Origin of the sequence: Parasphingorhabdus sp., from assembly GCF_965233695.1 — a bacterium.
GTDB lineage: Bacteria > Pseudomonadota > Alphaproteobacteria > Sphingomonadales > Sphingomonadaceae > Parasphingorhabdus.
Genome location: NZ_OZ247497.1, coordinates 321078 through 346345 on the forward strand (window position 1 = coordinate 321078; position 25268 = coordinate 346345).

Sequence of the window (25268 nt, forward strand, 5' to 3'; positions counted from 1 at the left end):
CTAGATTACAAATATGCCCCCTATTATTTCCACTATGGTCTTCATGGCAATGACAGCGGCAACAACCGCTAACGCGCCTATACCGTTGCCGGCTCCCGGCGAAGTGCAGGTATTCAGGGACTGGTCTGTCGGTTGTGACAATGGCGGTAATTGCCAGGCAGTTTCTTTGGTTGATGATGCGAGCGGCGGATTCAGTGATTGGGGTGGACCGATATATATCAGCCGGACCGCTGGCAGGGATGACATATTGAAAATACGCGTGCTGGTCCAGGATGCGGGTGTCAGCGGTTACCAGATGATTGTGGACGGCAGGGTCGTAGACACCGGACCAATAAGTCAGGGCGAATATCCGATCGAAATCACCGGCGAAAATGCTAAAAAGGTAACAAGGGCCATTGCGCGCGGTCGAAAGTTGAACGTTACCGGACCGGATGGATCAAGTCTTACCCAAATCTCGCTGGCCGGATCGATGGCCGCGCTACGCTATATCGATCAACAGCAGAAAAGGGCTTATACCCGCACAGCTTTGATTGCCAAGGGTCGTCGCACATACCGGCCCCAGAAAACCGAAATACCAATGATTGCAACCAATCAATGGGCACCGGCCCAACGGATTCCAGCAACTTCAGAGATTGTGGATCTGGTTGAGAATTCGGTTTGCAAAGATGATCGTTTCGGTGTTGTTGAGGATCAAATTTTTCCGCTTGGCCAAAAAGATGATCGTTATCGTGCTCTTGTCCTGATGTCCTGCGGGTCCGGCGCCTATAATCTTTCCAGTGCTGCCTATATCGGAGAAATCAAAGGCAGTGAGAAAGACGGTGCCAGCTGGACTTTTCGCCCCGCGACTTTTGATTTTCAACCCAGTTGGAGCGACGAAGAAAGCCAACCCTTGCTGGTTAACGCCCATTGGGAAGAGAACCGGCAAATACTAAGCAGCTTCGCCAAAGGTAGGGGCATTGGCGATTGCGGTAGTGCAGAGAGCTTCATCTGGGATGGGGAACAGTTCCGGCTGATCGAAGCAAGCAGCATGCACGAATGCCGTGGCGCTTATGAATGGATTACCACCTGGCGCGCAAATTATCGGAAAGCTGAATCCTTGGCGCAACAGACCACGCCTTCCGACGACGCCATCGAATAGATTCTAAGGTGCGTTCTTGTAGGGGTGTGCTTCTACCAGAATAAGTGAAAAATAGTCCTTTTCATCGCTCCATTCACGAACGGGTGACCAGCCGCCAGCTCTCAGCATCAGACGCGCATCGCGCAGACCGTATTTGTGGCTATTTTCGATGTGAATGCGTTGGCCCTTTGCAATGCTAAATGCAGAACCGTCGATTGAAAATTCCACATCCGTCTGCGCTTCCAGATATATCTCTATCCGCGCATAGATGTCATTCCATTCAGCGATATGCCGGAATTGATCGACTGCAATATTGCCATCGAGCTCGCGATTTATCCGGTGCAGTAGGTTCAGTGAAAACTCCGCCGTGACTCCGGCGCTATCATCATAGGCTGCAATCAGAACATCGATATCTTTGATCCGGTCAAAGCCGATCAGGAGTTGCGCCCCCTCGCCCAGTGTTTCGCGCATGAAACGAAGCAAATCGACAGATGTGCGCGCGATCATGTTTCCTATGGTAGAGCCCGGGAAAAAGCCAAGTTTTGGACTGGACGAGACTTGATCTGGCAGATCTATTCGTCGCATGAAGTCTGCCTCAAGCGGATAAATCGGCAAATTCGGAAACTGCTCCTGCAGTTGTGCCGCACTATCCGCCAAAAAATCACCAGAAATATCGATCGGAACATATGCAGCAGGCTTTGTAGCTCTCAGAAGATGCGGCGTTTTCGTCGAACTGCCGGAGCCGAATTCTATAACGGCACGGCCACTGCCAGCCATCTCGGCAACCTCGCCGCAATAGCGTTCCAACAAACTGGTTTCTGTGCGGGTCGGATAATATTCTGGCAGCTGTGTAATCTGTTCGAACAATTCCGATCCTGCCCGGTCATAGAGCCAGCGGGCTGGTATAGCGTGCGTTTCCTGCTCGAAACAGCGCAGCACATCATTGCGGAACGCCAGATCAACCCGGCTGACTGTCATATCCATTGGAGGGAGCGTCCTTTGCGCGATTAAAGGTCTTTGGCGAGCCGCAGGCCGGTAAATTGCCAGCGCTGATGCGGATAGAAGAAATTACGATAGGTGGGTCGCAAATGACCAGGAGGAGTAACTGCACTGCCGCCTCTGAGCACAAATTGCCCCGACATGAATTTGCCATTATACTCACCGACTGCGCCTTCGGCGGCTTTGAATCCGGGATAGGGGCGGTAAGCGCTACCCGTCCATTCCCAAACCGCGCCAGTGTCTGGCAATCCGTTCTCAGCTGCGACCTCCCATTCGGCCTCGGTCGGCAAACGTGCTCCCGCCCAGCTTGCATAGGCATCCGCTTCATACAGGCTGATATGTCTGACAGGCGCACACTGCACGATCTTGCGCCAACCTTGTAAGGTAAATTCTTCCATCTCCCCGCCACGGGTGCGCCAATAGAGTGGCGCAGATATATTTTCTTGCTGGACCCATGCCCAGCCGTCGGACAGCCAATGGGCCGGATTTGCATAGCCTCCATCAGCGATGAACTCCGCCCATTCGCTATTGGTAACAGGCCGATCGCCGATGGCGTGTGGGTGCAATATCACGTCATGACGCGGCCCTTCACAATCAAAGGCAAAACCGTCACCATCATGGCCGATGGATTGGATTCCGCTTTCACCAACAATCCATTGCATGGGTGTTTCTATAATAGCCGGACGTGGCTTGGGTTCGGTAACAGCGGGACCAATTGGATTGCGCGAAAACAGATGCAATATATCGGTCTGCAACAATTCCTGATGCTGTTGTTCGTGGTGCAGTCCCAGTTCGAGCAGATCGAGCAGGGCTTCAGAAAATCCACCTATCGCCGCAAGCATCGCGGTATCAACATGAGCGCGATAATCGCGTATCTCGTCCAGCGATGGCCGGGTTAGCAAACCCCGATCCGGCCGTGCGTGACGCGCGCCCTCGGCTTCGTAATAGCTGTTGAACAGATAGGCATAGCCTTCGTCAAATGTCTGATAATCTGTTGCGTGATCGCGCAACAGGAAGGTTTCAAAGAACCAGCTGGTATGGGCCAAGTGCCATTTTGCCGGGGAAGCATCTTCCATCGACTGCACGGTGGCGTCGGCATCGCTCAAATTGGCAACCAGTGAAATGCTGTGCGCACGGACCTTTTGATAACATTGCGCTAATGCTGCGCGTCGATCAGAATTGCTGGAAATCGAGGGGGGCGTGATAATATTTTCGGCTCGGCCAGCGATTGTTCCTACTCCATCCGCTCATTGCATTCCCTGGGAACATAGAGCGAACGACCAAGGGGTCAACCGCTTATATTTTCGCCAGTGGGTTGCAAATTTGCATTTTTGGGCGCGTTTGCGCAACGAAAGCCCAGATTAGCGGGAAGCGCCAGGTACCCACAAGATGTCAGCTTTACCGCCATTATTAAGCATCCGCCCCAGCACAAATAGATAGTCCGACAACCGGTTGATATAGGCCAAAGCCTGTGGGTTAATCGCTATCACCTGTGCAGCGCCCACGGCGGTCCGTTCTGCCCGCCGCGCTATGGTACGGGCCAAATGAATGGCGGCTGCTGATTTTTCCCCGCCTGGCAGGATAAAGCTTGTCAATGGTTCAAGGTCGTTATTGATCGTATCAATTTCGGCCTCCAAACGCTCCACTTGGGACGGCGTTACCCGTAAAACCATATCCGATGGCGCAAAGTCATCGCCCTCATCTGCGGGTGTCGCAAGATCAGCGCCAAGATCAAATAAATCGTTCTGGATGACGCGCAGGGATTGAGTCAGTACAGCGTCCGAAATCTCGCAAATCGCGATACCCAGCGCACTGTTAAGCTCATCGACGTCACCGATGGCTGCCATGCGCGGATCACTTTTGGCAACACGCGACCCGTCGACAAGCCCCGTAGTTCCTCCGTCTCCGGTTTTGGTGTAAATCTTGTTGAGTTTAACCATGGTTCGCAGGTCTTAACTCTGACCCCCGGCCAGTAATAGTAACAGTGCGACCAATATGACAGCAATGGCCTGATACTTCACCCGTGCGAACATCATTTCATTCTGTTTCTTGTGCGAAGCGGTCACGCCATCGGCATCAACATCTTCCGGTTCCATATTGGCAAAAGCAATAAGTCCGCGCACCAAAGCAAAAACGACGGCGCCGGCCGCCAGCAGGATTAACAATATTAAAATATAGCTCATTTCTTCTAACTAGTCCTTCGCCAGAGTAATTCCAACTGGGAATATATTTTTCCTTAAATTTTCTATCAGCGATTTGCCATCTACACCCCTGTTTCTCAATACGGCTAAAGATGCAGAATCCCGGCTTTTTGCAAGCTTGCTACCGGTCTCATCCAGCAGCACCGGATGGTGCACATAATGCGGTACAGGTAGATCGAGCAGTGCCTGTAACAAGCGGTGGATATGCGTTGAGGCAAAAAGATCAACGCCGCGAACGACATGCGTTATACCATCGCGCGCGTCATCCAGCGTTACAGCAAGATGATAGCTGACCGGCGTGTCTTTCGGGACAAGCACAACATCGCCCATCGCCGCCGGGACAGCATGTTGATCACCAAATCTTGCATCATGCCAGACAAGATCGCCGGTCAACAGGAGCGCTTTTGCAACATCGAGACGCCAGCTATAGGGTTGGGATTTCATTCTTTCAGCGGCTTGATCGGGATCAAGTCTTCGGCAAGTTCCGGGATAGATAGGTCCATCCGGTCCTTTGTCATACCCTTGTTTCTCGAACACCGCACGCATATCGGAGCGACTACAGAAACAGGGATATAGCAAATTCTGTTGCCTCAGACGACCAGCCGCCTCGGCATAGCTGTCTAGCCGGTCAGACTGAAAAATAACCGCATCATCCCAGTCAAGACCCAGCCACCGCAAATCCGCCAGAATCGCAGCGACAAACTCCGGTTTGCTACGCCCGCTATCAATATCCTCTATTCTGAGCAGCAATTTCCCGCCGCGCTCCCGCGCATAATCATGGGCGAAGCAAGCGGCATAGGCATGCCCTAGATGCAACAATCCGTTGGGGCTGGGTGCAAAGCGGACCACAACATCTTGGCTGACATACCCTCTTGACGTCATAGCGCAGATAATGTTGTTTGCATGTCAGTTGTAATGACCATGTCATGTTCTTGCGGATAAAGGGTCTTCAGTCAAAGACTAAGGGAGTAGTTAGCCTATGTATCACCCCGACCTGTTGCGGCATCCCGAAAGTTGCCCGTCGCTGGTGCTGAACGCTGATTATACGCCGCTGTCCTATTATCCATTGAGCCTTTGGCCCTGGCAAACCGCAATCAAGGCGGTCTTCCTGGACCGGGTGAATATAGTCTCAAGCTATGAACGCGAAGTTCATAGTCCTAGCCTCGACATGAAAATTCCGTCGGTTATTGCGCTCAAAAACTACGTAAAACCTTCGGAATACCCGGCCTTCACCCGGTTTAACCTGTTTCTGCGCGACAAGTTCATGTGCCAATATTGTGGCAGCCTCGACAATCTTACCTTCGACCATGTCATTCCGCGTCGCCAGAAAGGCCGCACGACTTGGGAAAATGTTGCTACTGCCTGCCTACCCTGCAACCTGAAAAAAGGCGGCCGCACGCCCAAGGAAGCGCATATGCAGCTATCAAGCAGGCCGATCAAACCAACCAATTGGCAGTTGCAGGAACATGGTCGCGCTTTCCCGCCGAACTTCCTCCACGATACGTGGCATGACTGGCTCTATTGGGATATAGAACTGGAGGGTTAGGCGATCACGGGATCAGGCTGCCGTAGCGGTTTAATCCCCGTCAAATATTCTTCCAAACAGTCCAGGTCGTTTCAATAGTTACGATCACGAGGATTTTCTTGACCACGTTGTCACAGCCGTGCAGCAAAGCGACATGACTGATATCCTCCCCAATGAATCGTCGGCCACACCGCCTTTGGTTGTGCGCCAAAATCCTGATATTAAATATCTCGGCAAGCTGCTCGGTGATGTAATCCGCAGCTATGGCGGTGAAGAACTGTATCGCCGCACCGAATATATTCGCTCGACCAGCGTCGACCGGCATCGTGGCGTAGCCGATGCCGATGCCATTGATCCGGGTCTGGATGCGCTTTCGCTGGATGAAACGACCGCCTTTGTGCGGGGCTTCATGCTCTTTTCACTGCTCGCCAATCTGGCTGAGGATCGCCAGGGCGTGGCGGCGGAAGAAGGCGCAACCGTTGCAGAGGCTATTACAAAGCTCGCCGCCGAGGGAGTCGATGAAAAAGCGGTTCTGGCATTGCTCGACGATGCTCTTATCGCGCCGGTACTAACCGCTCACCCCACCGAGGTGCGGCGCAAGAGCATGATCGACCACAAGGCACGGATTGCCGAATTGCTTCTGATGAAAGATGCGGGAGCGGACAATACGCCCGAAGGCGACGTACTTGATGAAGCGATCATGCGACAAATCGCGCTGCTGTGGCAGACCCGGCCGTTGCGCCGTGAACGTCTGTTTGTAACCGATGAGGTGCAGATTTCGCAAAGCTACATGCGTGACGTTTTCTTGCCAGTTTTGCCAAAGCTCTACGGCAAATGGGAAAAGGTGCTTGGCGCTCGACTGCCCAATTTTTTGAAACTTGGCAGCTGGATCGGGGGAGACCGCGACGGCAATCCCTTTGTCGATGCTGATGCGATGCGTGAGGCCTTGTCACGCGCGGCAGAGACGGTCATCGGTTATTATCTCGCCCGCATCCACGCGATGGGCGCTGAACTGAGCATTTCCACCGAATTGGCCGCGGTACCAGATGAAGTGCTCGCTTTGGCCGAAGCCAGCGGCGATGATGCACCAAGTCGCAAAGATGAGCCCTATCGCCGGGCGCTGTCCGGCATCTATGCACGTCTGTCCGCCACGCATTTGAAACTATGCGGTCATGTCCCCGGACGACCCTCGCCCATTATGGCCGAGCCTTATGATAATCCGCAGCAATTGCGCGAAGATCTTGTTACGCTTGCGCACGGGCTGCGTGCCGGTGGTAAAGGCGTGTTCGCTACCTCTGGAGCCCTCGGACGACTTATCCGCACGGTAGAACTTTTCGGCTTTCACCTCGCGACACTCGACATGCGCCAGAATAGCCGCATTCACGAACGGGTTGTTGCCGAATTGCTTGCCGAAGCCGGTGTTGAAACTGATTATCTGTCACTGGACGAAGAGACCCGCGTGAAAATCCTCCGGCAGGAATTGGCTAATAACCGTCCGCTGGTAAGCCCGTGGATCAACTATAGCGAAGAAACCGCCAAGGAGCTGTCCATCCTGCACGCGGCGACTGAGGCCCATGAGCAATATGGGCCGGACGTCATCGTCAATTACAATATCAGCAATGGCGAGACCGTATCCGACATATTGGAAGTTTATGTCCTGCTTATGGAAGCGGGCCTGTACCGCGCATCGGCAGATGACAAGGCAGCCCCCACCTGCCCCATCATGGCGGTACCTCTGTTTGAAACCGTCGCCGATCTGGAAAACGCGCCGCAAGTCATGACCGACTTTTTTGCCCTGCCGGAAATGCACGCCCTCACCCGTACGCGCGGCGCGCAGGAAGTGATGATCGGTTACTCGGACAGCAACAAGGACGGTGGCTATCTGACCTCCACCTGGAGCCTGTTCAAAGCCAGTCAGGCGCTAACACCCGTTTTCGAACAGGCTGGCGTGAAGATGCAGCTTTTCCATGGCCGCGGCGGCGCTGTGGGCCGTGGTGGCGGCTCGGCTTTTGGCGCGATCAAGGCGCAGCCCAAAGGAACCGTCGACGGTCGCATCAGGATTACCGAACAGGGTGAAGTCATTGCCGCCAAATATGGCACAATGGCAGTCGCAGAAGCCAATCTTGAAGCCATGACCTCGGCGGTATTGCTGCGCTCACTCGAACCCGATCCGTCCGACAAGAAGGTTCAGGCCAGTTTTGCCGATGCAATGGACGCGATTTCGCAGACAGCCTTCGCGGAATATCGCGATCTGGTTTATGGCAAGGACAGCTTCCGAACCTTCTTCCGCCAGATGACCCCGCTGACCGAAATCGCCAAGCTGAAAATCGGGTCGCGTCCCGCCAGCCGGACAAAAAGCGACAAGATTGAAGATTTGCGCGCCATACCTTGGGTGTTCAGCTGGGCGCAGGCACGCGTGATGCTGCCGGGCTGGTATGGTGTCGGACAGGCGCTGACTGCCTTTGATGATACCCAGAAACTTAAAGATATGGCGCAAAGCTGGCCCTTCTTTCAGGCGAGCCTGTCCAACATGGAAATGGTGCTAGCCAAATCCGACATGGGCATTGCCGCGCGCTATGCGGAGCTGGTTGAGGACAAGGCCGTGCGAGAGCACTATTTCAATCGTATCCGATCAGGGTGGGAGCAGACACGCGATATCTTGCTGGAAATAACCGATCAGCCGCATTTGCTCGCAAAAAGCCCGGCGCTGTTCAACAGTATCGAGTTGCGGCTGCCCTATATAGAACCACTGAACCATCTGCAGATTGAACTCATGAAACGCCTGCGAGCCGGAGAAGAGGATTCGCGGATTGGCGAAGGGATACAATTGTCTCTCAATGCGATTGCGACCGCACTGCGCAATAGTGGATAGGATTTTATCGGGCTCTGCCCGATAGCTGGCTTTTAGTAAATCGACCTAGGCGTTGGCGGCAACTTCCTTGCCATGCCGCAGACTCTTGAGCCGGCGGGTAACAGCCAACGGACTGCCGGTACTGCGGGCCAGCAAGTAATAGAATGAAGGTATGATGATAAGCGTCAATATCGTCGATATACCTACACCCCAGACGATCACAGTTCCGATCGCCTCGCGGCTTGCTGCCCCGGCTCCAGTTGCCAACATAAGCGGCAATGCACCCGCGACCGTGGCGATTGATGTCATCAAAACAGGACGGAAACGGCGTTTGGCTGATTTCAAAATTGCCTCTTCGAATTTCATGCCCTCATCACGCAACTGATTGGCAAATTCGACAATCAAGATACCATTTTTTGCCGCCAGCCCGACCAACATAACCAAACCGATCTGGCTGTAGAGATTAAGCGTGCCGCCCATCACGGTGAGACCCAACAATCCACCACTCACGGCCAATGGCACGCCGAGAATGATGATCAGCGGACTTATGAAACTTTCAAATTGCGCCGCGAGAACGAGGTAAACCAATATGACTGTAAAGCCTAGAACAAGCCAGATCGAGCCACCCGTTTGGCGGAGTGCTCGGCTCTGTCCTTCATAACCGATAGACACGACTTCGGGCAACGAAGCCGCTTCCTCATCCAGAAAAGATAGCGCCTCACCGAGCGAATAGCCCTCTGCAACCGTGCCTTCCAGTGTGATCGCTCGCAACTTGTTGAACCGGTTTAATTCGCCAGCTTCTGCTCGGCTGGCCAGCGATACAAGACCTGATAAGGGCACGAGATTTCCATCCCGGGCACGAACATAAACATTGGCGAGATCCTCTGCCGTTACCCTGTCCTCGGGTTCCGCCTGCAATATGACATCATATTCCTCACCCCTGTCGACATATGTTCCGGCATTGCGTGATCCCATCATCGTTTCCAGAGTCCGACCGATTTCTTCGACCGAAACACCAAGGTCAGCCGCTCGTAGCCTGTTGACGTTGACCACCAGTTGCGGACGGGTTTCTTTATAGTCCGATTCCAGTGTCGCAATGCCGGGATATTCATCTGCCGCAACAAACAAAGCGTCGCGGGCTCGCGTCAATTCTTCGTAAGTATCACCGGCAATAACGAAACGTATGGCTTCACCGCCCCGCCCGCCGATAGTGGATCCGCCGGAAACAAACACGCGGGCAGCGGGATAGTCACGGAACAGTCCATTGACTGCCGAAACAGTTTCAGCCGTGGTCATGTCGCGCTCATCCCATGGCTTCAGGAACATGATCATGCGACCGGATGAAAAATCTGCAGAAGGACCAAAGGAACCCGGCGCACGGAACAGGACACGGCGCAGCGGACCATCGTCTTCGGTGAGCGGCAGCGCAAGCTCTTCCAAATCAAACATCACCCTTACCAAACGGTCCCAACCGGCACCTTCGGAAATGGTCGCGCGGCCAAACATGAAACCGGTATCTTCCGGCGGCGCAACCTCGCTTTTCAATGTCTGCAAGCCGATCCCGGCAAACAGGGCGGCCAGTCCAAACGCGATACCGCCGAGAAGAAACGGTTTGCTGATCCAGCGCGAAAGGATGCTCTCATAGCGGACGCTGGTTTGCCGGAACTTGTCATCAACATAGCGGCTCAACTTGGTTTCGCCGCCGCCCTTTTTCAGGATCTTGGAGCACATAACCGGGATCAGCGTCAGCGCGACAAAGGTAGAAATGGAAACGGCGACAATCATAGTGATCGCCAGTTCGCGAAACAAAAGTCCGGTTTCGCCAGGCAAAAACATGACCGGGACAAATACGGCCACCACCACAGCAGTGGTCGCAACGACCGCGAACCCGACCTGCCGCGCGCCTTCAAAGGCTGAGATCAACCGACTTTCTCCGCGTTCAATGCGGGAATAGATGTTCTCCAACACCACAATCGCATCATCAACCACCAGACCAATCGCCATAACCAGCGCCAGCAAGGTAAGCAGATTGATCGAAAGACCAAGCAACCAGAGGACAAAAAACGTCCCGATGATGGAAATCGGCACGGTAACCGCCGGAACAATAGTGGCGCGGACAGACCCGAGAAACAGGTAAATCACCGAAATAACAAGGATCGCCGCGAAGGCCAGCGTTTGCCAGACATTTTCAATCGCCTTGGCAATGAAAACGCTGCTGTCATAGCTGACGGCTAGCTGCACACCCGGAGGCAGCAGAGGAGTTATTTCCGCGATACGATCCTTGATGTCATTCGCAACCTGCAACTCATTTGCGCCCGACTGCCGGATTATACCCATACCGACCCCCGGCTGTCCGTTGGAGCGAAAATGGGCATAGATATTTTCCGGACCCAGCTCGACGCGGGCCAAATCACCCAGGCGCAAAAAAGCACCGTCGTCGGTGCGACGGATAACCAGCGCCCGGAAATCGTCGACATTGGCATAGGCTCTGGCCACACGAACCGTCAGGTTGAGATCGGAAGATTCAACTCGTCCGGCGGGTAGCTCAACATTTTCCCGCCGCAATGCTTCTTCAATATCATTGGGCGAGATGCCTGATGCAGCCATTTTCTCACGGTCCAGCCAAACCCGAATAGCCGGGCGAGAGGCACCGCTAGGCTGTACCCGGGCAACACCGTCAATCGAGGAAAAGCGGTCGACCAGAACCCGATCAGCATAGTCGGCCAACCATAACGACTCACGCCCTTCACCAGTCAGGTTCAGCCACATGAATGGCCGCGCATCTGCGTCTACCTTGTTAATTTCAGGTGGATCGGATTCTTCGGGCAGATTGTCCAAAGCGCCGGAAACACGGTCGCGGACATCATTGGCCGCCGCATCAACATCCCGATCGGGAGAAAATTCGATGGTAATATCAGACCGTCCATCGCGAGAGGACGAGCGTATCATCTCTATGCCTTCTACCCCCGCAATCCGGTCTTCCAATATTTGCGTAATGCGCGATTCCACAACATTGGCTGCAGCCCCGGGATAATTGACATCAACCGAGACAATCGGCGGTTCAATCGCCGGATATTGCCGCACCGGCAGATCGAGAAAAGCAACGATACCTGCGAGCACCAGCAGAAGACTAAGGACAACGGCAAAAACGGGCCTTTTGACGGAGACGTCAGAAAGAATCATGACCCGCCAGCTCCATCACCACGCTTTGAATTTGGCGACTTTCCGCCAGTTTTCCCGGCGGTCTTGGCAGCAGGCTTCTGACCCGGAATCACCGCATTGACCGGCGCATCATCACGCACTTTGACGGTTCCGTCAGCTACAATCTTGTTACCCAGCGCAACACCGCTTCTTACCTCGACCATACCTTTGGAACGCAGGCCGATTTCAATCGGCGTCCGCCGCGCGGTTCCTTCGCTATCGACCAGGAAAACGAAATTCTGATCCCCCTGTGCCAACAAGGCCGTTTCAGGAATGGCCAGGCCAGTCCGGGTTTCTGAAACGATTCGCACGCTCATCAACATTCCGGGCCGTAACTGCCGCGGGCCGTTTGGCAGTATCGCGCGAACGGTCACGCTTCGCGAAAGGGGATCAACCAGCGGATTGATATTATCGATCCTGCCAAAAAAACTCTGGTCCGGATAAGCAGATGTAGAGGCTTCAATCACCTGCCCCGTTTCCAGCGCCGAGAGAAAGTTTTCGGGAACTGTAAAGTCCAATTTGATCGATGAAATGTCGCTAATTGTGGCAATCGGACTGCCCGATGTCACCACTGTACCCGGCGATACCGTCCGCAAGCTCAAAACGCCGTCAAAGGGCGCACGTATGACCCGGTCGGAAATACGCGACCGGATCGCATTGGCGTCTGCCCGCGCGCCATCACGCAATGCTGTCTGTTCGTCGACTGCAGCATTGGTGGCAAAGCCACGCTCCTGTAACGCGGTCAATCGCTCCAGCTGTTTCTCTGCTTCGCGCGCGCGCGCTTCTACCGAATTGAGATCGGCGGATTCCTCGCCGCGGGATAATTGTGCGATAACCGCGCCGCGCCGGACAATCGCGCCATCAGAAAAGGCAATCCGTTCTATTCGCTCGGTCACGGGAGAGGTAATCACTGTCTGTTCGTTGGCGAATGCAGTCCCGACAGCCTCTATCTCGCTGACAAATTCTGCTTGCGTCACTATGCCACCAACGACCGTTGGGGCGCCGCCACGCTGGCCGCTGCCACCGTTGGCATCACCGCAAGCCGTCAAAGTGAACAGCAATGCCAGTAGCCATGAACCGCGAAACTTCATCGGTTGGTTGCCTTTTTAATGGGAAGGTCGTTTCCAACTCTGTCCATGGGGGTCAAAATTTCCAAGTGCTGGAAAGACCATATTATTTACCTTATCTGCTGACAACAGAATACGTACAAATACCTATCGGACCGATGTCAGTCCAAGTTCGTGAGAAAGTCAAAAAGGCGAAAGCCGCCAATTGAAACGGCTTGCTGCTCAGCGACTAGCTGATTGTTAAAGTTTTTCCAGACGCACCGGCAATCCATCTCTCGGCTGCGGAATCGGAAAGACCTGCCAATTGGGCTCATAATCCGGCCCGCCGCTGAGAACGACGCGGTTTTGAGTCAACATGGCATGCATCAGGATCTTGATCTGCATATAGGCAAAGTGCAGTCCCAGACACATATGAGCACCGCCGCCAAAGGGCACCCAGGCATATTTGTGACGACCGGCGCTATTCTCTGGTGTAAAGCGCATCGGATCAAATTTCATTGGGTTCGGCCAGTGTTTTTCCATCTTGTGAACAAATTGCGGGCTGATCCCGATATTTGTTCCGGCCGGTATCGTGTAGTTGCGGAAGGTAAATTCCTTGATCGCCCGGCGCGGCATGCTTGGCACCGGCGGAATCAAGCGCAGAGACTCCTTGAACGCCATTTCAGTAAGTTCCAGCTTGCCGAGATCTTCAAAGGATAGCGGCTGCCCAGCAGGTGCGACCGACAGACATTCTTCGCGCACCTTGTCTTGCCATTCCGGGTGTTTGGCGAGCAAATAGGTCATGCTGGTAGCGGATGAGGTGATGGTGTCATGTGCCGCCATCATCAGGAAGTTCATGTGATCGACGACTTCATCTTCAGTCAGCAATTCCCCGTCTTCATGCGTCGCAAGACAGATTTGCGTGAAAATATCTTCACCGCCCTTAGCGCGCCGTTCCTTCACTTGCGGTGTGAAATAGCTCAGCAGATATTCGCGTGCCTTCACCCCCCTCCACATTTTGGTGAACGGGATGGGTGAACGGGCAACGCCCACTGACGCTTGCACTTCGTCGACAAACGCCTTGTTGATCTTGTCCGCTTCCGGCCCCCAAGGGATACCGAGAATCGCGCTGGCCGCGGTATCGAGAGAGAGCGACTTGATGGCAGGATAGAATTTGAAATCCGTTCCGCTCCATTCGGTGACGCGCTCGGCTATGCCTTCGTTCAAAACCATGCAATGATGCTTCATCGGCCCCGGTTTAAAGGCAACAGAGAGCGCCTTGCGATCTGCCCGGTGACGCTCAAAATCCATGAGCATCAGTCCGCGCGGAAAGAGATTGTTGAGTACCGGTCCCCAGCCCTGCTCGCTCGAGAAAATCTTGTCCTTGTTGAACAACACCAATTCGGTGGCATCCGCGCCAAGCAGCGTCACATTATGTTTCCCAAAATTATATGTCCGGTAGACGGAACCATATTTTTCAAACATTTGCCGACCGAAGGCGATGGGATCCTTGATGATCTTCAGGGTCGAGCCGACAATCGGCAGGCCTTCTTCGCCCGGTATATGCGCCAGTGCATCTTTATGGGGTGGTTTGACCCAATGCGGGTTGGCCGTTTCGGTGTAGGGATATCCGTGGGCTTGTGCTGCGCTTGCCAAAGTGAAAGCTCCTGAAATACTTGGGGTAGACCTTCTTAATAGCTACTTTCATTAATGTCAGCAAGCATCTGCGTTCGCTTCCAATTCAATCCATCAATGTTACAAAATAGGGCAACAGGAAATGAAATCGGACTCGCGGGGCCAAGCCAGTCTAGAACAGATAAATCCGATCGGTGATGATTGACACCACCTGATTGGATGATGAGGGGAATGATCATGGCAAAGTCTTGGTTGCAGAAATTCGCGAAACCGGCACTGCTTGGCGGCGCAATGCTTGGCCTAAGCGCTTGTGCCTATGGTGGGGGCTCTTATGGCGACGGCTATGTCAATGGCGCGGGTTATGCCTGCGATCCCTATGCACCCTTTGATGACTATTATGCCTGCGACTATGGTTATGGATATGCCAATATCGGATTTGGCGGTGGCTGGTATGACAATTTCTACTATCCCGGTTACGGCGTCTACATATTTGACCGGCGCGGTTCCCGCTATGCGATGAAGCGCCATCACCGTTATCATTGGGCACGCCAACGGGCAGAATTTGGTTCACGCCATGCCCGGCGCGGTGGCCGTGATGGTGTGCGCAAAGGCGGCCGCAACCTGACACCAGAACAGCGCGCCGAGCGCCGTGAACGTTGGCGCGACCTGACCCCGGAACAACGGGCAGACCGCCGTGAACGTCGCGCAGAAAGGCGCAGCGAACGCAATGACGGCAATCGCGCAATCACCGGTCGCGCAGCGTTGAGAGACGGTGCCATTCGCGGTCAACGCAATAGCGAAGCCAGACAGGCGCGGCGCAGCACCCGGCAGGGCAATAGTGCTCGTTCTGAACGCACTGCCCGACCAGCGACCACGCAACAACGAGGTCAGCAAGCCCGTCCGGCAGTCCGGCAATCAGCGCCAGCTGCGCGCAGTGCGCCGCGCCAGGCACCCCGCGCGCGTGCGCCATCGCGATCTTCTCGCAGCGAAGTATCGCGCCGCAACGTCAGTGACAATTGATGGGTAGGCGATAAGCCCTCAAACCACCACAATCTCGCGATTGTTCGGGAGAGCGGCATCAAAACTGCCTGTATCCAGCAGGAGACCCGTCCCGGCGATTGTTTTTGCCGCGGGCAATAAATAGTTTCGGAATTTCCTCATTTGCACCGCAATACGGCGGCTGGTCTGCAGTTCCGGCAACAGGTAAAACAGTCACCCTCGCGCCAGTAGCGGTAAAATCATATCGCGATTCTTGATCCTTATTCTCCTGATATTTCGCCCTTACCAGAACGAACAAAAGGCAGTTTCGGTATTTTGAACCTGTGAAATCGCTGTTTGAAATGGACTGTTGATGCGGCAAAGCCACAGCTGCGCGAGTGTTATTGAGCTGATTTCAAACGAATCTTTGACCGTTTCGGCCAATCGCCTCCATATCGGTTCGAATAATAGTTAAGAGAATTGTAATCTTTGCCCAAAACCGTTAATTTCATTGATGTAAATAGTATCAGGGGCAAGTCTATGGCGACGGCGTATCGCGACATTCAACCGGACAATTTTGAACCTTCCGAATCCCATCCGCAACATGGTGTGATCATCGGTGGTCCGGCGGCGCGAGCCAAACGTATCGAATATGGCATCTTGTTATCCTCTATGGTGATCGGATCGGTCGGGGCGCTCTATTGGACGCTGACCCATGCAACCGGCTGGGTGGAATGGTCTGCCTTCCTGTTCGGTTATATCCTGATCAATATGGGCGTTGGCATTGGCTATCACCGTTTCTATACACATCGTGCTTTTGAAGCCGGACCAAAGATGCGTCTGGCTATCGGTATCATGGCGCAAATGGCCTGTCAGGCTTCGGTACTGAAATGGGCGGCCGATCATCGCCGCCATCATGCCTTTTCAGACCGGGTAGGCGATCTGCACAGCCCTTATATTGACGGGCATGGCAAGAAAATGTCGAAGTGGAAGGGCCTAGGCATCGCCCATTTCGGCTGGCTGTTCGACAACACCACGTCGGATATGAACGTATATGGCAAAGGCCTGATCGATGACCCGCAGGTTCTTTGGTGTCACCGCCATCGCTGGGAAATCGCAATTTTCTCCAGCATTGTTTTTCCGGCTCTTTGGGCTCTCGCCTTCGGTGGCCCTGAACATATTATCGGCACCATTCTGATTGGCGGTTTTTTCCGCAATTTCTTCTTTCTCAACTTCGTGATGGGTGTGAACAGCATCGGTCATGTTTTCGGCTCGCAGCGATTCAAGACCAAAGACGGATCGCGCAACAACTGGTTCATGGCGTGGATGACCTTTGGCGATGGCTGGCACAACAACCATCACCAGCACCCGCGCTCGGCCTATGCTGGCCTGATGTGGTGGGAAGTCGATGTGAACGGCTATATCATCTCGCTTTGGGAAAAAATGGGTCTGGTGTGGAATGTCCAGCGAGCGCCTAAATATGTCCGCGATAGCGAAGGCAATTGGGTGCAGGAGAAAAAACTGGTCGTGGCCGGAGAAGAACGGAGCCCAGAAGCCATGTCAGAGGCTGATAGCGGCCTGATGTTCGCCGACGAGGCGGTAGCCCCTCAACCAAAGGCACCTGCAGACGCAGGCTAATCGTCCGCTTGGGTTTTCGCAGATCGTAGCAGCATCGTCGCCGTAACGGTGTCGTTTGCCCCCGAATTTACCGCGAGTTCCTCGACCGATATGCCGCGCATCTCCAGTTGAGCCAACCAGCCGAACAATGCCGTGGGCTTTGCAGATTCAATCGCCAAGCGAACCGTTCCGTTAGTTTGCGGATCCAGTCGCCCGACGGCAAAACCGGCCTCGCCGGCATTTTGGCTGATAAACACATCAAGGGGACCGTCCACCGGATTCACTTTTCCGTCCGCTGGCGCTGTCAGGGCAGCCACTTTCGCCTCGATCCTTGCCCGACTGTCAACGGCTTCGGCATGGTTTTTTTGGGCTGACCCATAAGCGTTGATAAAGGGTGAGATGATGGCATAATATCCGAAAACCAACACAATCAGAAATCCCATTATCCCGATTAATATCTTTTCTCGTTGGCTCAGCGCCTGAAACCAGTCCTTGATTGCCGTCATCATGGCGCCCTTACAGTAACATCCGCTTTCGCCGACCCGGTGGCATCGGTGCGCGGCGTTGCGGTGATCACAAAACCGGACTTCTGGATAGCGATAAGAACCGGATTAATATCTTCGTTGCGGACAGCGGATAGAGTGGTTGATACAGTGCCATCCCGGCGATAACTGATCCGGTCGATGGACACCGCCTGGCTCTGTTGAAGCGCGGAAAACAGGGCAGATGCAGGCACCGAAAAAGCAATATTACCACGATTTTCGCTTATCAACCGGTCATTTAACAATTTTTCCGCCGCATCGACCGTCTCGGCCGGGCCGATAACAGGTTCCGCAGCGGCCAGAGCGGCGGTTTCGGCTTCACTGGCTGCCCAGTAATATTTCATCAGCTCTATTCCCGGGATAAGTAAAGAGACGATAACCACGGCAGCGGCTAACCAACCTAGCGTCCGCTTTTGTTCGGCGCTCATATATTTGGCGACTTTTTTGGTGAATGGACCCGACCGCAGGTTCAAGCCGCTATTGTCGGCTGCATTGGCCAGCAACCTGTCAACCGCAGTTTCGGAAAGGACGGTCACGCTGTTGTCCCCGACCAATTGCGTTCGCAGTGCCGGCTCATTGGGCGCAATAAACTGCGCACCGCGTAACAATGTTTCAAACCCGAAATCAGCTTCAACAATCCCGTCATCCTGCGGAGCGACCAGCCAGCCGGCTGGAACAACCACATCAGGATCAATCCCGCGAGCCTCAAGCCGTAACAGTCCGGCAGCCATCACGTCCTTGCCAATAGAAGCTGTCGCGGCCTGTCCGTCACTGTCCAAAACGGCGGCAATATGCAGGTTTTCCAAGTCCAGACTGTTTTCTTGAGCCGTAATTCGGGCTGCGGACAGCGCTTGCTGATCCGTAAGATCTTCCAATGGCTCATGCCACCGCACGACCGAGAGAGCAGATGGCATCAAGGCAATGTAAAAAACCTGTTCCTGTTCAACAGATGGCAGTTTCAAGCCGGCTGCCAACAGTGGATCAGCGTCACAGCCCTTCGCCACCAACATATTGTCGACATAATGCCACCACCGCAGCGCCTCGCCCTCTGCCGTCGAAAAAGCCGTTATAAAGAGCTGAGCCTCTGACATTAGCCGTAGTTGATCCGCTTCGACAAATTGGCGAACAGAGGTGGCAACGGACTTTGTTCCAACATGGCCTCCCCGACTCGGTTGAAAAGTTTTTCTGGCAATTAAGACCGTTAGCTAGTCAATTTTGCTGACGCTGTCACCTTTGGTGGCATTCTATTCTGCGTAAATATCCGCATTGTCCTCTTCACCGCCCGGCGCGCCGTCCGCACCCAGCGAATAAAGGTCAAAACCGGGACCGTTACGGCCGGGATTATCATACTGATAAGGCCTTCCCCAAGGATCGTCAGGCAATGTCTTGATATAGCCCCCCTGTCGATAGCGGGCTGATGGTGGCAGAGAAGCCGGAGCGCTGGTCAATGCAGCAAGTCCATCCGCAGAAGTCGGATAGGTCAGGTTATCCAACCGGTACATTTCCAGCGCCTGCCCCAGCGTTGCAATATCTGCCCGTGCCTTCTCCACCATAGCGCGGTCCTGGCTCGGCAAGACGTTGATCACCACCACGGTTGTAAGCAAGCCGAGAATGAAGATCACCACCATCAACTCAACCAGCGTAAATCCATTGGCTTTCCGCTTTTTTCTTTCGTCACATGGCTTTTGTCGGGCAATATCGGCAAAACGATCAGATTTGGTTGTGAACATAAGTTTTCCTATCAATCTCGCCCTATAGTCCGGCAAGATTCTGAAGCTGTAATATCGGTAACAATATAGCCAAAATCACGACTGCAACAATACCACCCAGCAAGACTATGATAATCGGTTCCAGCAATGATAAAGCTGTCGAACTGAAATTATCAAATTCCCGCTCAAGATAATCCGCCGCCCGTGCCAACATGTCGTCCAGTTGACCGGATGCTTCACCGCTGGCGGTCAGATATACCAGCATAGGCGGGAACACGCCGGTATTCTTGAGCGCTTTGGACAGGCTACCCCCGCCGCGTATCGCTTCGACCATGTCTTCCGATGCTTTTTGCAAAACCGCGTTGTTGATTGTCCGGCTCGTCAGTCGCAATCCCTCCAAGATCGGCAATCGGCTCGCCACCATGGTTGACAGGGTCCGGGCCAGACGAGCGGCGTGCAGGTCGCGCAGCAATCGTCCCAAAAACGGTATGCGCAGCAAAAAGCCGTCAAAGCGATATTTGATTGCAGGCTCTTTCAAGGCGCGCCATGCAATGACAATGAGAATAGCGAAACCGGCCAAAATCGCGCCCCACCAATTGGCGAGAAAGTCCGATATGCCAATCACCAGCCGGGTGACGAATGGCAGTTGCTGGTTCACATCGTCAAATTGTTCGACAACTTTGGGAACGACTGCGATCATCAGCAGCGCCACGACCAATATGGCGACAAGTGCCAGAATGATCGGATAGGCGAGCGCGCTAATCAGCTTGCCGCGCATTTCAGCCTGCCGTTCCAGCAAATTGGCGAGCCGCTCGGTAATATCGGGCAAAGTCCCGGAACTTTCACCCGCCGAGATCATCGCACGATAGAGTGGCGGAAAACTGCCCGGCTCACGGCGCATTGCTTCCGACAAGCGCTGCCCTTCAATAACCCCGCTATGGACCGATCCTATGCGATCCCGGACGTGGGGCTTCTCATTTTGCTGACCGATTGTCCGCAGCGCTTCTTCCAGCGGACTTACCTGCACCAATGATGACAATTGTCTGGTAAACAAGGTCAATTCTTTGGTCCGTAATCGCTTGCGACCAAACAGGCTGCGCCTATCTTTCGCCTCGACGCCCTGGGCTGTTTCAACCTTTACGATATAGAGTTTACGCTCTGCCAGTTTGGCGCGTGCCGCAGCGTTGCTGTCGGCAGCCAATCTGCCGGTTTTTTCCCGCCCCTTGGGATCTATCACTGTGTAGGAATAATCAGGCATCGACCTGTTCATCCAGCACTTCGCGGCGCGAGATCCTTATGCCCTCCTCGGCAGTGGTTAAACCCTCGCGCACCAGCGTCCGTGCCGCCGAGCCCAGATTGGGTTTCCTGAGGAAAGCATGGGCGGCAATGCGGGCTTCATCACCGCCGTCATTGATCAATTTGCGTATCGTTTCATCGACCCGGATTGCTTCAAACACGCCAATGCGGCCCTGAAAACCGGTCTGATTGCATTCATCACAACCCACTTCGCGATACACCACCGTGCCGTTGTCAAAGCCCAGCAGCGAGGCGAGGCTACCATCTGCCTGTATCGGAACGCGGCAATGCGGACATAGTTTGCGCACGAGCCGCTGGGCGACCACCGCCCTTAACGTCGAGGCGAGCAGGAACGGTTCCACCTTCATGTCGCGCATCCGGGTTATGGCGCCTACCGCATCGTTGGTATGCACCGTCGACAACACCAGATGGCCTGTGAGCGAGGCCTGCACGGCAATCTCTGCCGTTTCCCTGTCGCGAATTTCACCAACCATCACGACATCAGGATCCTGCCGCAAAATGGCGCGCAGGCCAGCAGCGAAGGTCAAGCCCACCTTGGCGTTGACTTGCGTCTGACCGATACCGTCAATCGCATATTCCACCGGATCTTCGACGGTCAATATATTGCGGCTGCCGTCATTGAGCTGTTTTAGACCGGCATAGAGCGTTGTTGTTTTACCAGAGCCCGTCGGCCCGGTGACCAATATAATCCCGTTCGGTTCTGCCAGTGCTTCGGTCAGAATTTCATGGGTCGTTTCGGACATGCCAAGCAAATCCAGCGAGATCGCCGCGCTTTCTTTGTCCAAAATCCGCATGACAACGCGTTCATTGGCGCGATTGGGCAAGGTCGAAACGCGCACATCGAGCAGCTTTCCGCCCAGTGTAAGGCTGATCCGGCCATCCTGCGGAATCCGTCGCTCCGCAATGTCCAGCCGCGCCATGACCTTGATCCGGTTGACAATGACCGAGGCAACATGAGGCGGCATCCGCAATTTTTCCTGCAAAACACCATCAACACGCATCCGCACCACCAGCCCGGTTTCATACGGCTCGATATGAATATCCGAAGCACCTTGTCTCGCGGCTTCTGCGATAATGCCGTTAATGAGACGAATGGTCGGCGCATCATCGGCGCTGTCCAGCAAATCTTCGGCGCTCGGAATATCACCTGCAATATCATCAAGCGCATCATTGTTGAGGCTCATATCACCCGCCATGGCGGCAGCACTGCCGTCCATCGCATAATGTTCCGAAAGCAATTTTTCAAAAGCCTCTGGCGTGGTCAATTCGACATCGAAAGGCATCGCCAGATAACGGCGAACTTCCAGCAATGCCTGCGGATCCGAGCCTTCACGCATCGCAACCGATAAACGATTGCCATCGGAATGCATCAACAGCACGCCATGATCGCGCGCAAAGGAATAAGGAATGTCTAAAAGCGGAGGAGAGACCACTGGCGGTTCACCAGCAGATTTTTCAGTATCGCTGGAACTGTCTATGTCTGTTCCTTTTGCGATTTTCATTCGTCCTCTCTCTCCGCTTCTGGATTGCTGGGGGCGACCGGAACGGGTTCAACCGGCCCGCTATTTTGAGGCGTTGTAACAGCGCCCGGCGCATAGATAATCTCGTCTCCCGGCCGCGATTCCGCTACCGGAGGTACAGCGCCCAGATAGTCGCGAACCAGCACGTCCAGTGAAGGCTCAAGTTCTGGATCGCGGCGTAACTGACGATCGCGGATATAACCATAGCGACGCGCCGAGAAAGCCCTGGCATCCGCACGGCTCCGCAAGATCTTGGGCCGGATAAAGACCATCAAATTGGTTTTCACCCGCTCTCTACCACGCGATTTGAACAGCTCGCCAAGCAATGGAATATCGCCGAGAAATGGGATTTTCTCGATGGTGCGGCGTTCATTGTCATCTAGCAATCCGCCGAGAGCGATAATCTCGCCATCGCCCACCGTAACCGTAGTCTGGATCTCGCGCTTGTTGATAATCAGTTCGTTAAAATCATCGGAAACGGGTCCGGCAATTGAACTAACCTCCTGCCGCAACTCCAATCGGACTTCATTGCCGGCGTTGATTTGCGGTGTCACTTCCAACTCGATGCCGACATTTTGCCGCTGGATGGTCCGGAAGGCATTGTCGAAATTATTCGAAAGAGCCTCGCCGGTGGATACCGGGATTTCCTGACCGAACAGGATGCTGCCTTTGAGGTTATTGTTCACCGTCAGGGACGGGGTCGACAAGAGATTGGAATCCGAGTCCCGTTGAACCGCGTTGATGATCGTCCCCAAAATCGCATCACCACCGAGCGAAGTGGCAAAGCCGGTAAAGGAACCGCGCGCACCCAATATCGCATCCGCTGCATTCTCCAGCAACTTGTCACCCACCGCACTATTGGTGGTGGTAGTGGTTGCCGTATCGGTGGTCGTAGTGGTTGTCGTGTCAAACTGATCCGCGAGCAGGCCTCCGGCGATGTCCACAATATTGGGACCCGCATTGGAGAAATTGGTAACCGCAAAGGGTGTATCTTTGCCCCCGATCAGGAACTGGATACCCAGTTCCCGGGCCAAAGAATCAGAAATTTCGACAATGATCGCTTCGACCGAGACTTGCTCTTGCCGCGCATCAAGCTGCCGGATCAATTCACCGATCATCCGCTGCACATCAGGGTTGGCAGCGACAATGATCGCATTCGTCCCTTCATAGCGAGTCACAACGGCCGGGCCATGGCGGGCTATCCCGCCGCCCGCGCCGGCACCGGTCGAAATTGGCGTCACGGCTGGAGCGGCGGCGCCGTTCCCATTGGTCCCCGATGCAGGCGCGACAGAGGTTGGCGTCGACCCAGCTGTTCCGGGGCTGCCTTGTCCCATAAGCTGTTCAATCACGGGCAATAGCTGCTCTGCATTTGCATAATCGAGCTGATGAACCCGGATTTCCGTTCCGGATTCAGCGCGTTGGTCGAGCTCTTTTGCCATTTGCACAAATTTTGCTACCGCCCCGGGATCCCCGCGCAAGGCGATGCTGTTGCTGCTATCAATCGCCACAACCGTAACCGGGGCAACCACGCCTTCTCCGCCCTGTTGCGCTAGCGCTTGCAGCGATGTCGCAATTTCCCGGGCTCCGGCGTTTCTGAGGTTCACGATGGTCGACGCAGCGCTATCCTGGTCAATCCGTTGAACCAATGCCCGCACCCGGCGGATATTGTCAGCATAATCGACGATTACCAGACTATTGGCATTGCGATTTGCCGTAATCGCGCCTTGTTTGCTGATCAACGGCCGCAAGGTTTCCAAAGCCGCCGTGGCTTCGATCGATTTCAGGCGTACGACTTCGGTTACAAACTGGTTGGCTGGCGATTGCCGCGTGCCAATCCGCGTTGGCTGGGTTGCCGCACCATCTGCAGGCTGGATCCGATAGGCCCCGCCTGAGGTCGGGATGGCGACCAGATTATTGGCGCGCAAAGTCGAGAGGAATATTTCGAAATATTCCGATCGCGACAGCGGCCTGTCAGTCACAACCGACACTTTGCCCTGTACCCGGCTATCCACAATGAAGGTTCGGCCGGTCACACGCGCCGCATCCTGAACAAACGCCCTGATGTCGGCATCCCGGACATTCAGGCTGTGCTGCGCGATAGCCGGTGCAGCGGCCAACGGCCCCAAGACAGCCAGAGATACTGTGAGTTTGAGCGCGACTTTGGAGAATATATTTTTCATCATTGCGCTCCCATGTTGATCGAGATGGGAACGGTGTCTGCCCCGCGTTCCACCTCGACAGAGAGGCGTGCGCCGGGGACAATTCTTCGTTTCAATGCCGCGATATCGCTGGTCGATGTGACCGGCTGTCCGTTTACCGAAACGATGATATCACCATCCCTGAAACCCGCCGCCCGAAACAATTCGCCCTCGCCCCTCGGCGACACGACGATGCCGGTCACCTTTCCGTCGGTATTGCGCGGCGAAAAATCGACAGCAGCGGCAATGACGTCTGATGAGGGTATATTCCCGTCCACGGACGGAGCCGGGCCAATCGGTTGCGCTGTGGCCACATCATCCGTGCCTACCGTTTCAGCCGGAATGGACTGATCCAGATACAGGCTTTCCCGGACACCGCCGCGATCAATCACAACATGATCAAACAACACCGCATGCAGTTTGACACCGGACATGATTTCATCGCCAACGGCATAGCTTTCCTGTACCCCGTCAGGTCCGGCCAATATAGCCGAGCCGAGGCCGGAACCCTCATTCATCCGGACACCGAACAAGGTAAGTTGCAGCGACGTGACTACATTGGCGCTGGCCGACGGTCCAGACCGGAAAAAAGGATCAAAGCTGCTGAACAGCGACAACCGGGATTGCGGCGATAATATTTCAACCTCTTTCGTCTGCCAGGCCCCCAGAGGTCCGAGCGGCGTGACCACCAGCCAGACCAGTCTGATAAGCTGAATTGCCAGTATAACCGACAAAACTCCCAATAAGATGGGATAAAGGCCTAATGAGCCAGATCGCTGGCCCGACATAAACATTTGCTTTGAAGATAGAAT

20 protein-coding genes are annotated in these 25268 nt (G+C 54.4%); 5 read left to right on the top strand and 15 right to left on the bottom strand.

Annotated elements, in window-relative coordinates; translation table 11 throughout:
- Positions 1-13: 13 nt before the first annotated feature.
- Positions 14-1138: a DUF1176 domain-containing protein gene (locus tag ACO6S1_RS01495; protein ID WP_422344599.1), complete on the top strand. Its 1125-nt coding sequence runs from the start codon at positions 14-16 to the stop codon at positions 1136-1138.
- A 3-nt stretch (positions 1139-1141) separates the two neighbouring features.
- Here the strand turns inward: ACO6S1_RS01495 and egtD are convergent, their stop codons facing one another.
- The 5 genes from egtD to gluQRS form a co-directional block, all read right to left on the bottom strand.
- The gene (egtD, locus tag ACO6S1_RS01500; RefSeq protein ID WP_422344600.1) at positions 1142-2101 is read right to left on the bottom strand and encodes an L-histidine N(alpha)-methyltransferase; all 960 of its coding nucleotides are present in this window, start codon (positions 2099-2101) and stop codon (positions 1142-1144) included.
- Positions 2102-2124: 23 nt separating this feature from the next.
- Positions 2125-3306 (bottom strand): ergothioneine biosynthesis protein EgtB, encoded by a 1182-nt coding sequence (egtB, locus tag ACO6S1_RS01505; RefSeq protein WP_422346270.1) that lies wholly within the window; start codon positions 3304-3306, stop codon positions 2125-2127.
- Positions 3307-3477: 171 nt separating this feature from the next.
- The gene (locus ACO6S1_RS01510) at positions 3478-4056 is read right to left on the bottom strand and encodes a cob(I)yrinic acid a,c-diamide adenosyltransferase (protein WP_422344601.1); all 579 of its coding nucleotides are present in this window, start codon (positions 4054-4056) and stop codon (positions 3478-3480) included.
- A gap of 12 nt (positions 4057-4068) precedes the next feature.
- Entirely contained in the window at positions 4069-4299 is a 231-nt protein-coding gene (locus ACO6S1_RS01515) for a hypothetical protein (protein ID WP_422344602.1), read from the bottom strand.
- A 9-nt stretch (positions 4300-4308) separates the two neighbouring features.
- Entirely contained in the window at positions 4309-5199 is an 891-nt protein-coding gene (gluQRS, locus tag ACO6S1_RS01520) for a tRNA glutamyl-Q(34) synthetase GluQRS (protein WP_422344603.1), read from the bottom strand.
- Between the two features lie 97 nt (positions 5200-5296).
- Between gluQRS and ACO6S1_RS01525 the strand changes: the two genes are divergently transcribed.
- Together ACO6S1_RS01525 and ppc are read left to right on the top strand one after the other, a co-directional pair.
- The gene (locus ACO6S1_RS01525) at positions 5297-5863 is read left to right on the top strand and encodes an HNH endonuclease (protein ID WP_422344604.1); all 567 of its coding nucleotides are present in this window, start codon (positions 5297-5299) and stop codon (positions 5861-5863) included.
- A 133-nt stretch (positions 5864-5996) separates the two neighbouring features.
- Positions 5997-8714, top strand: a complete 2718-nt coding sequence (gene ppc, locus ACO6S1_RS01530; protein ID WP_422344605.1) for a phosphoenolpyruvate carboxylase — start codon at positions 5997-5999, stop codon at positions 8712-8714.
- 45 nt (positions 8715-8759) lie between these two features.
- Here ppc and ACO6S1_RS01535 read toward each other — a convergent pair whose 3' ends face one another.
- The 3 genes from ACO6S1_RS01535 to ACO6S1_RS01545 form a co-directional block, all read right to left on the bottom strand.
- Positions 8760-11876 carry an efflux RND transporter permease subunit gene (locus ACO6S1_RS01535; RefSeq protein WP_422344606.1) on the bottom strand — a complete coding sequence of 1039 codons (3117 nt, stop codon included), beginning with the start codon at positions 11874-11876 and terminating at the stop codon, positions 8760-8762.
- Positions 11873-12985 (bottom strand): efflux RND transporter periplasmic adaptor subunit, encoded by a 1113-nt coding sequence (locus ACO6S1_RS01540; RefSeq protein ID WP_422344607.1) that lies wholly within the window; start codon positions 12983-12985, stop codon positions 11873-11875. Before ACO6S1_RS01540 ends, ACO6S1_RS01535 begins: the two co-directional genes overlap by 4 nt.
- Before the next feature lie 216 nt (positions 12986-13201).
- A complete protein-coding gene (locus tag ACO6S1_RS01545) occupies positions 13202-14596 on the bottom strand; it encodes a cytochrome P450 (protein ID WP_422344608.1) in 1395 nt (464 codons plus the stop codon).
- A gap of 216 nt (positions 14597-14812) precedes the next feature.
- On the opposite strand from ACO6S1_RS01545, the gene ACO6S1_RS01550 reads away from it, so the two are divergent.
- Together ACO6S1_RS01550 and ACO6S1_RS01555 are read left to right on the top strand one after the other, a co-directional pair.
- Positions 14813-15595, top strand: coding sequence for a hypothetical protein (locus ACO6S1_RS01550; protein ID WP_422344609.1), 783 nt, complete (start codon positions 14813-14815; stop codon positions 15593-15595).
- 498 nt (positions 15596-16093) lie between these two features.
- The gene (locus ACO6S1_RS01555) at positions 16094-17191 is read left to right on the top strand and encodes an acyl-CoA desaturase (RefSeq protein ID WP_422344610.1); all 1098 of its coding nucleotides are present in this window, start codon (positions 16094-16096) and stop codon (positions 17189-17191) included.
- Here ACO6S1_RS01555 and gspM read toward each other — a convergent pair.
- The 7 genes from gspM to ACO6S1_RS01590 form a co-directional block, all read right to left on the bottom strand.
- Positions 17188-17679: a type II secretion system protein GspM gene (gene gspM, locus ACO6S1_RS01560; RefSeq protein WP_422344611.1), complete on the bottom strand. Its 492-nt coding sequence runs from the start codon at positions 17677-17679 to the stop codon at positions 17188-17190. The genes ACO6S1_RS01555 and gspM overlap by 4 nt on opposite strands.
- Positions 17676-18803 (bottom strand): hypothetical protein, encoded by a 1128-nt coding sequence (locus ACO6S1_RS01565; RefSeq protein ID WP_422344612.1) that lies wholly within the window; start codon positions 18801-18803, stop codon positions 17676-17678. Before ACO6S1_RS01565 ends, gspM begins: the two co-directional genes overlap by 4 nt.
- Positions 18804-18956: 153 nt before the next feature.
- The gene (gene gspG / locus ACO6S1_RS01570) at positions 18957-19442 is read right to left on the bottom strand and encodes a type II secretion system major pseudopilin GspG (protein WP_422344613.1); all 486 of its coding nucleotides are present in this window, start codon (positions 19440-19442) and stop codon (positions 18957-18959) included.
- A 22-nt stretch (positions 19443-19464) separates the two neighbouring features.
- Entirely contained in the window at positions 19465-20679 is a 1215-nt protein-coding gene (gspF, locus tag ACO6S1_RS01575) for a type II secretion system inner membrane protein GspF (RefSeq protein WP_422344614.1), read from the bottom strand.
- A complete protein-coding gene (gspE, locus tag ACO6S1_RS01580) occupies positions 20672-22240 on the bottom strand; it encodes a type II secretion system ATPase GspE (protein WP_422344615.1) in 1569 nt (522 codons plus the stop codon). Before gspE ends, gspF begins: the two co-directional genes overlap by 8 nt.
- A complete protein-coding gene (gene gspD / locus ACO6S1_RS01585) occupies positions 22237-24438 on the bottom strand; it encodes a type II secretion system secretin GspD (protein ID WP_422346271.1) in 2202 nt (733 codons plus the stop codon). Before gspD ends, gspE begins: the two co-directional genes overlap by 4 nt.
- Complete coding sequence (locus tag ACO6S1_RS01590; RefSeq protein ID WP_422344616.1) at positions 24438-25244, bottom strand: type II secretion system protein N; 807 nt, start codon at positions 25242-25244, stop codon at positions 24438-24440. Before ACO6S1_RS01590 ends, gspD begins: the two co-directional genes overlap by 1 nt.
- Positions 25245-25268 lie beyond the last annotated feature (24 nt).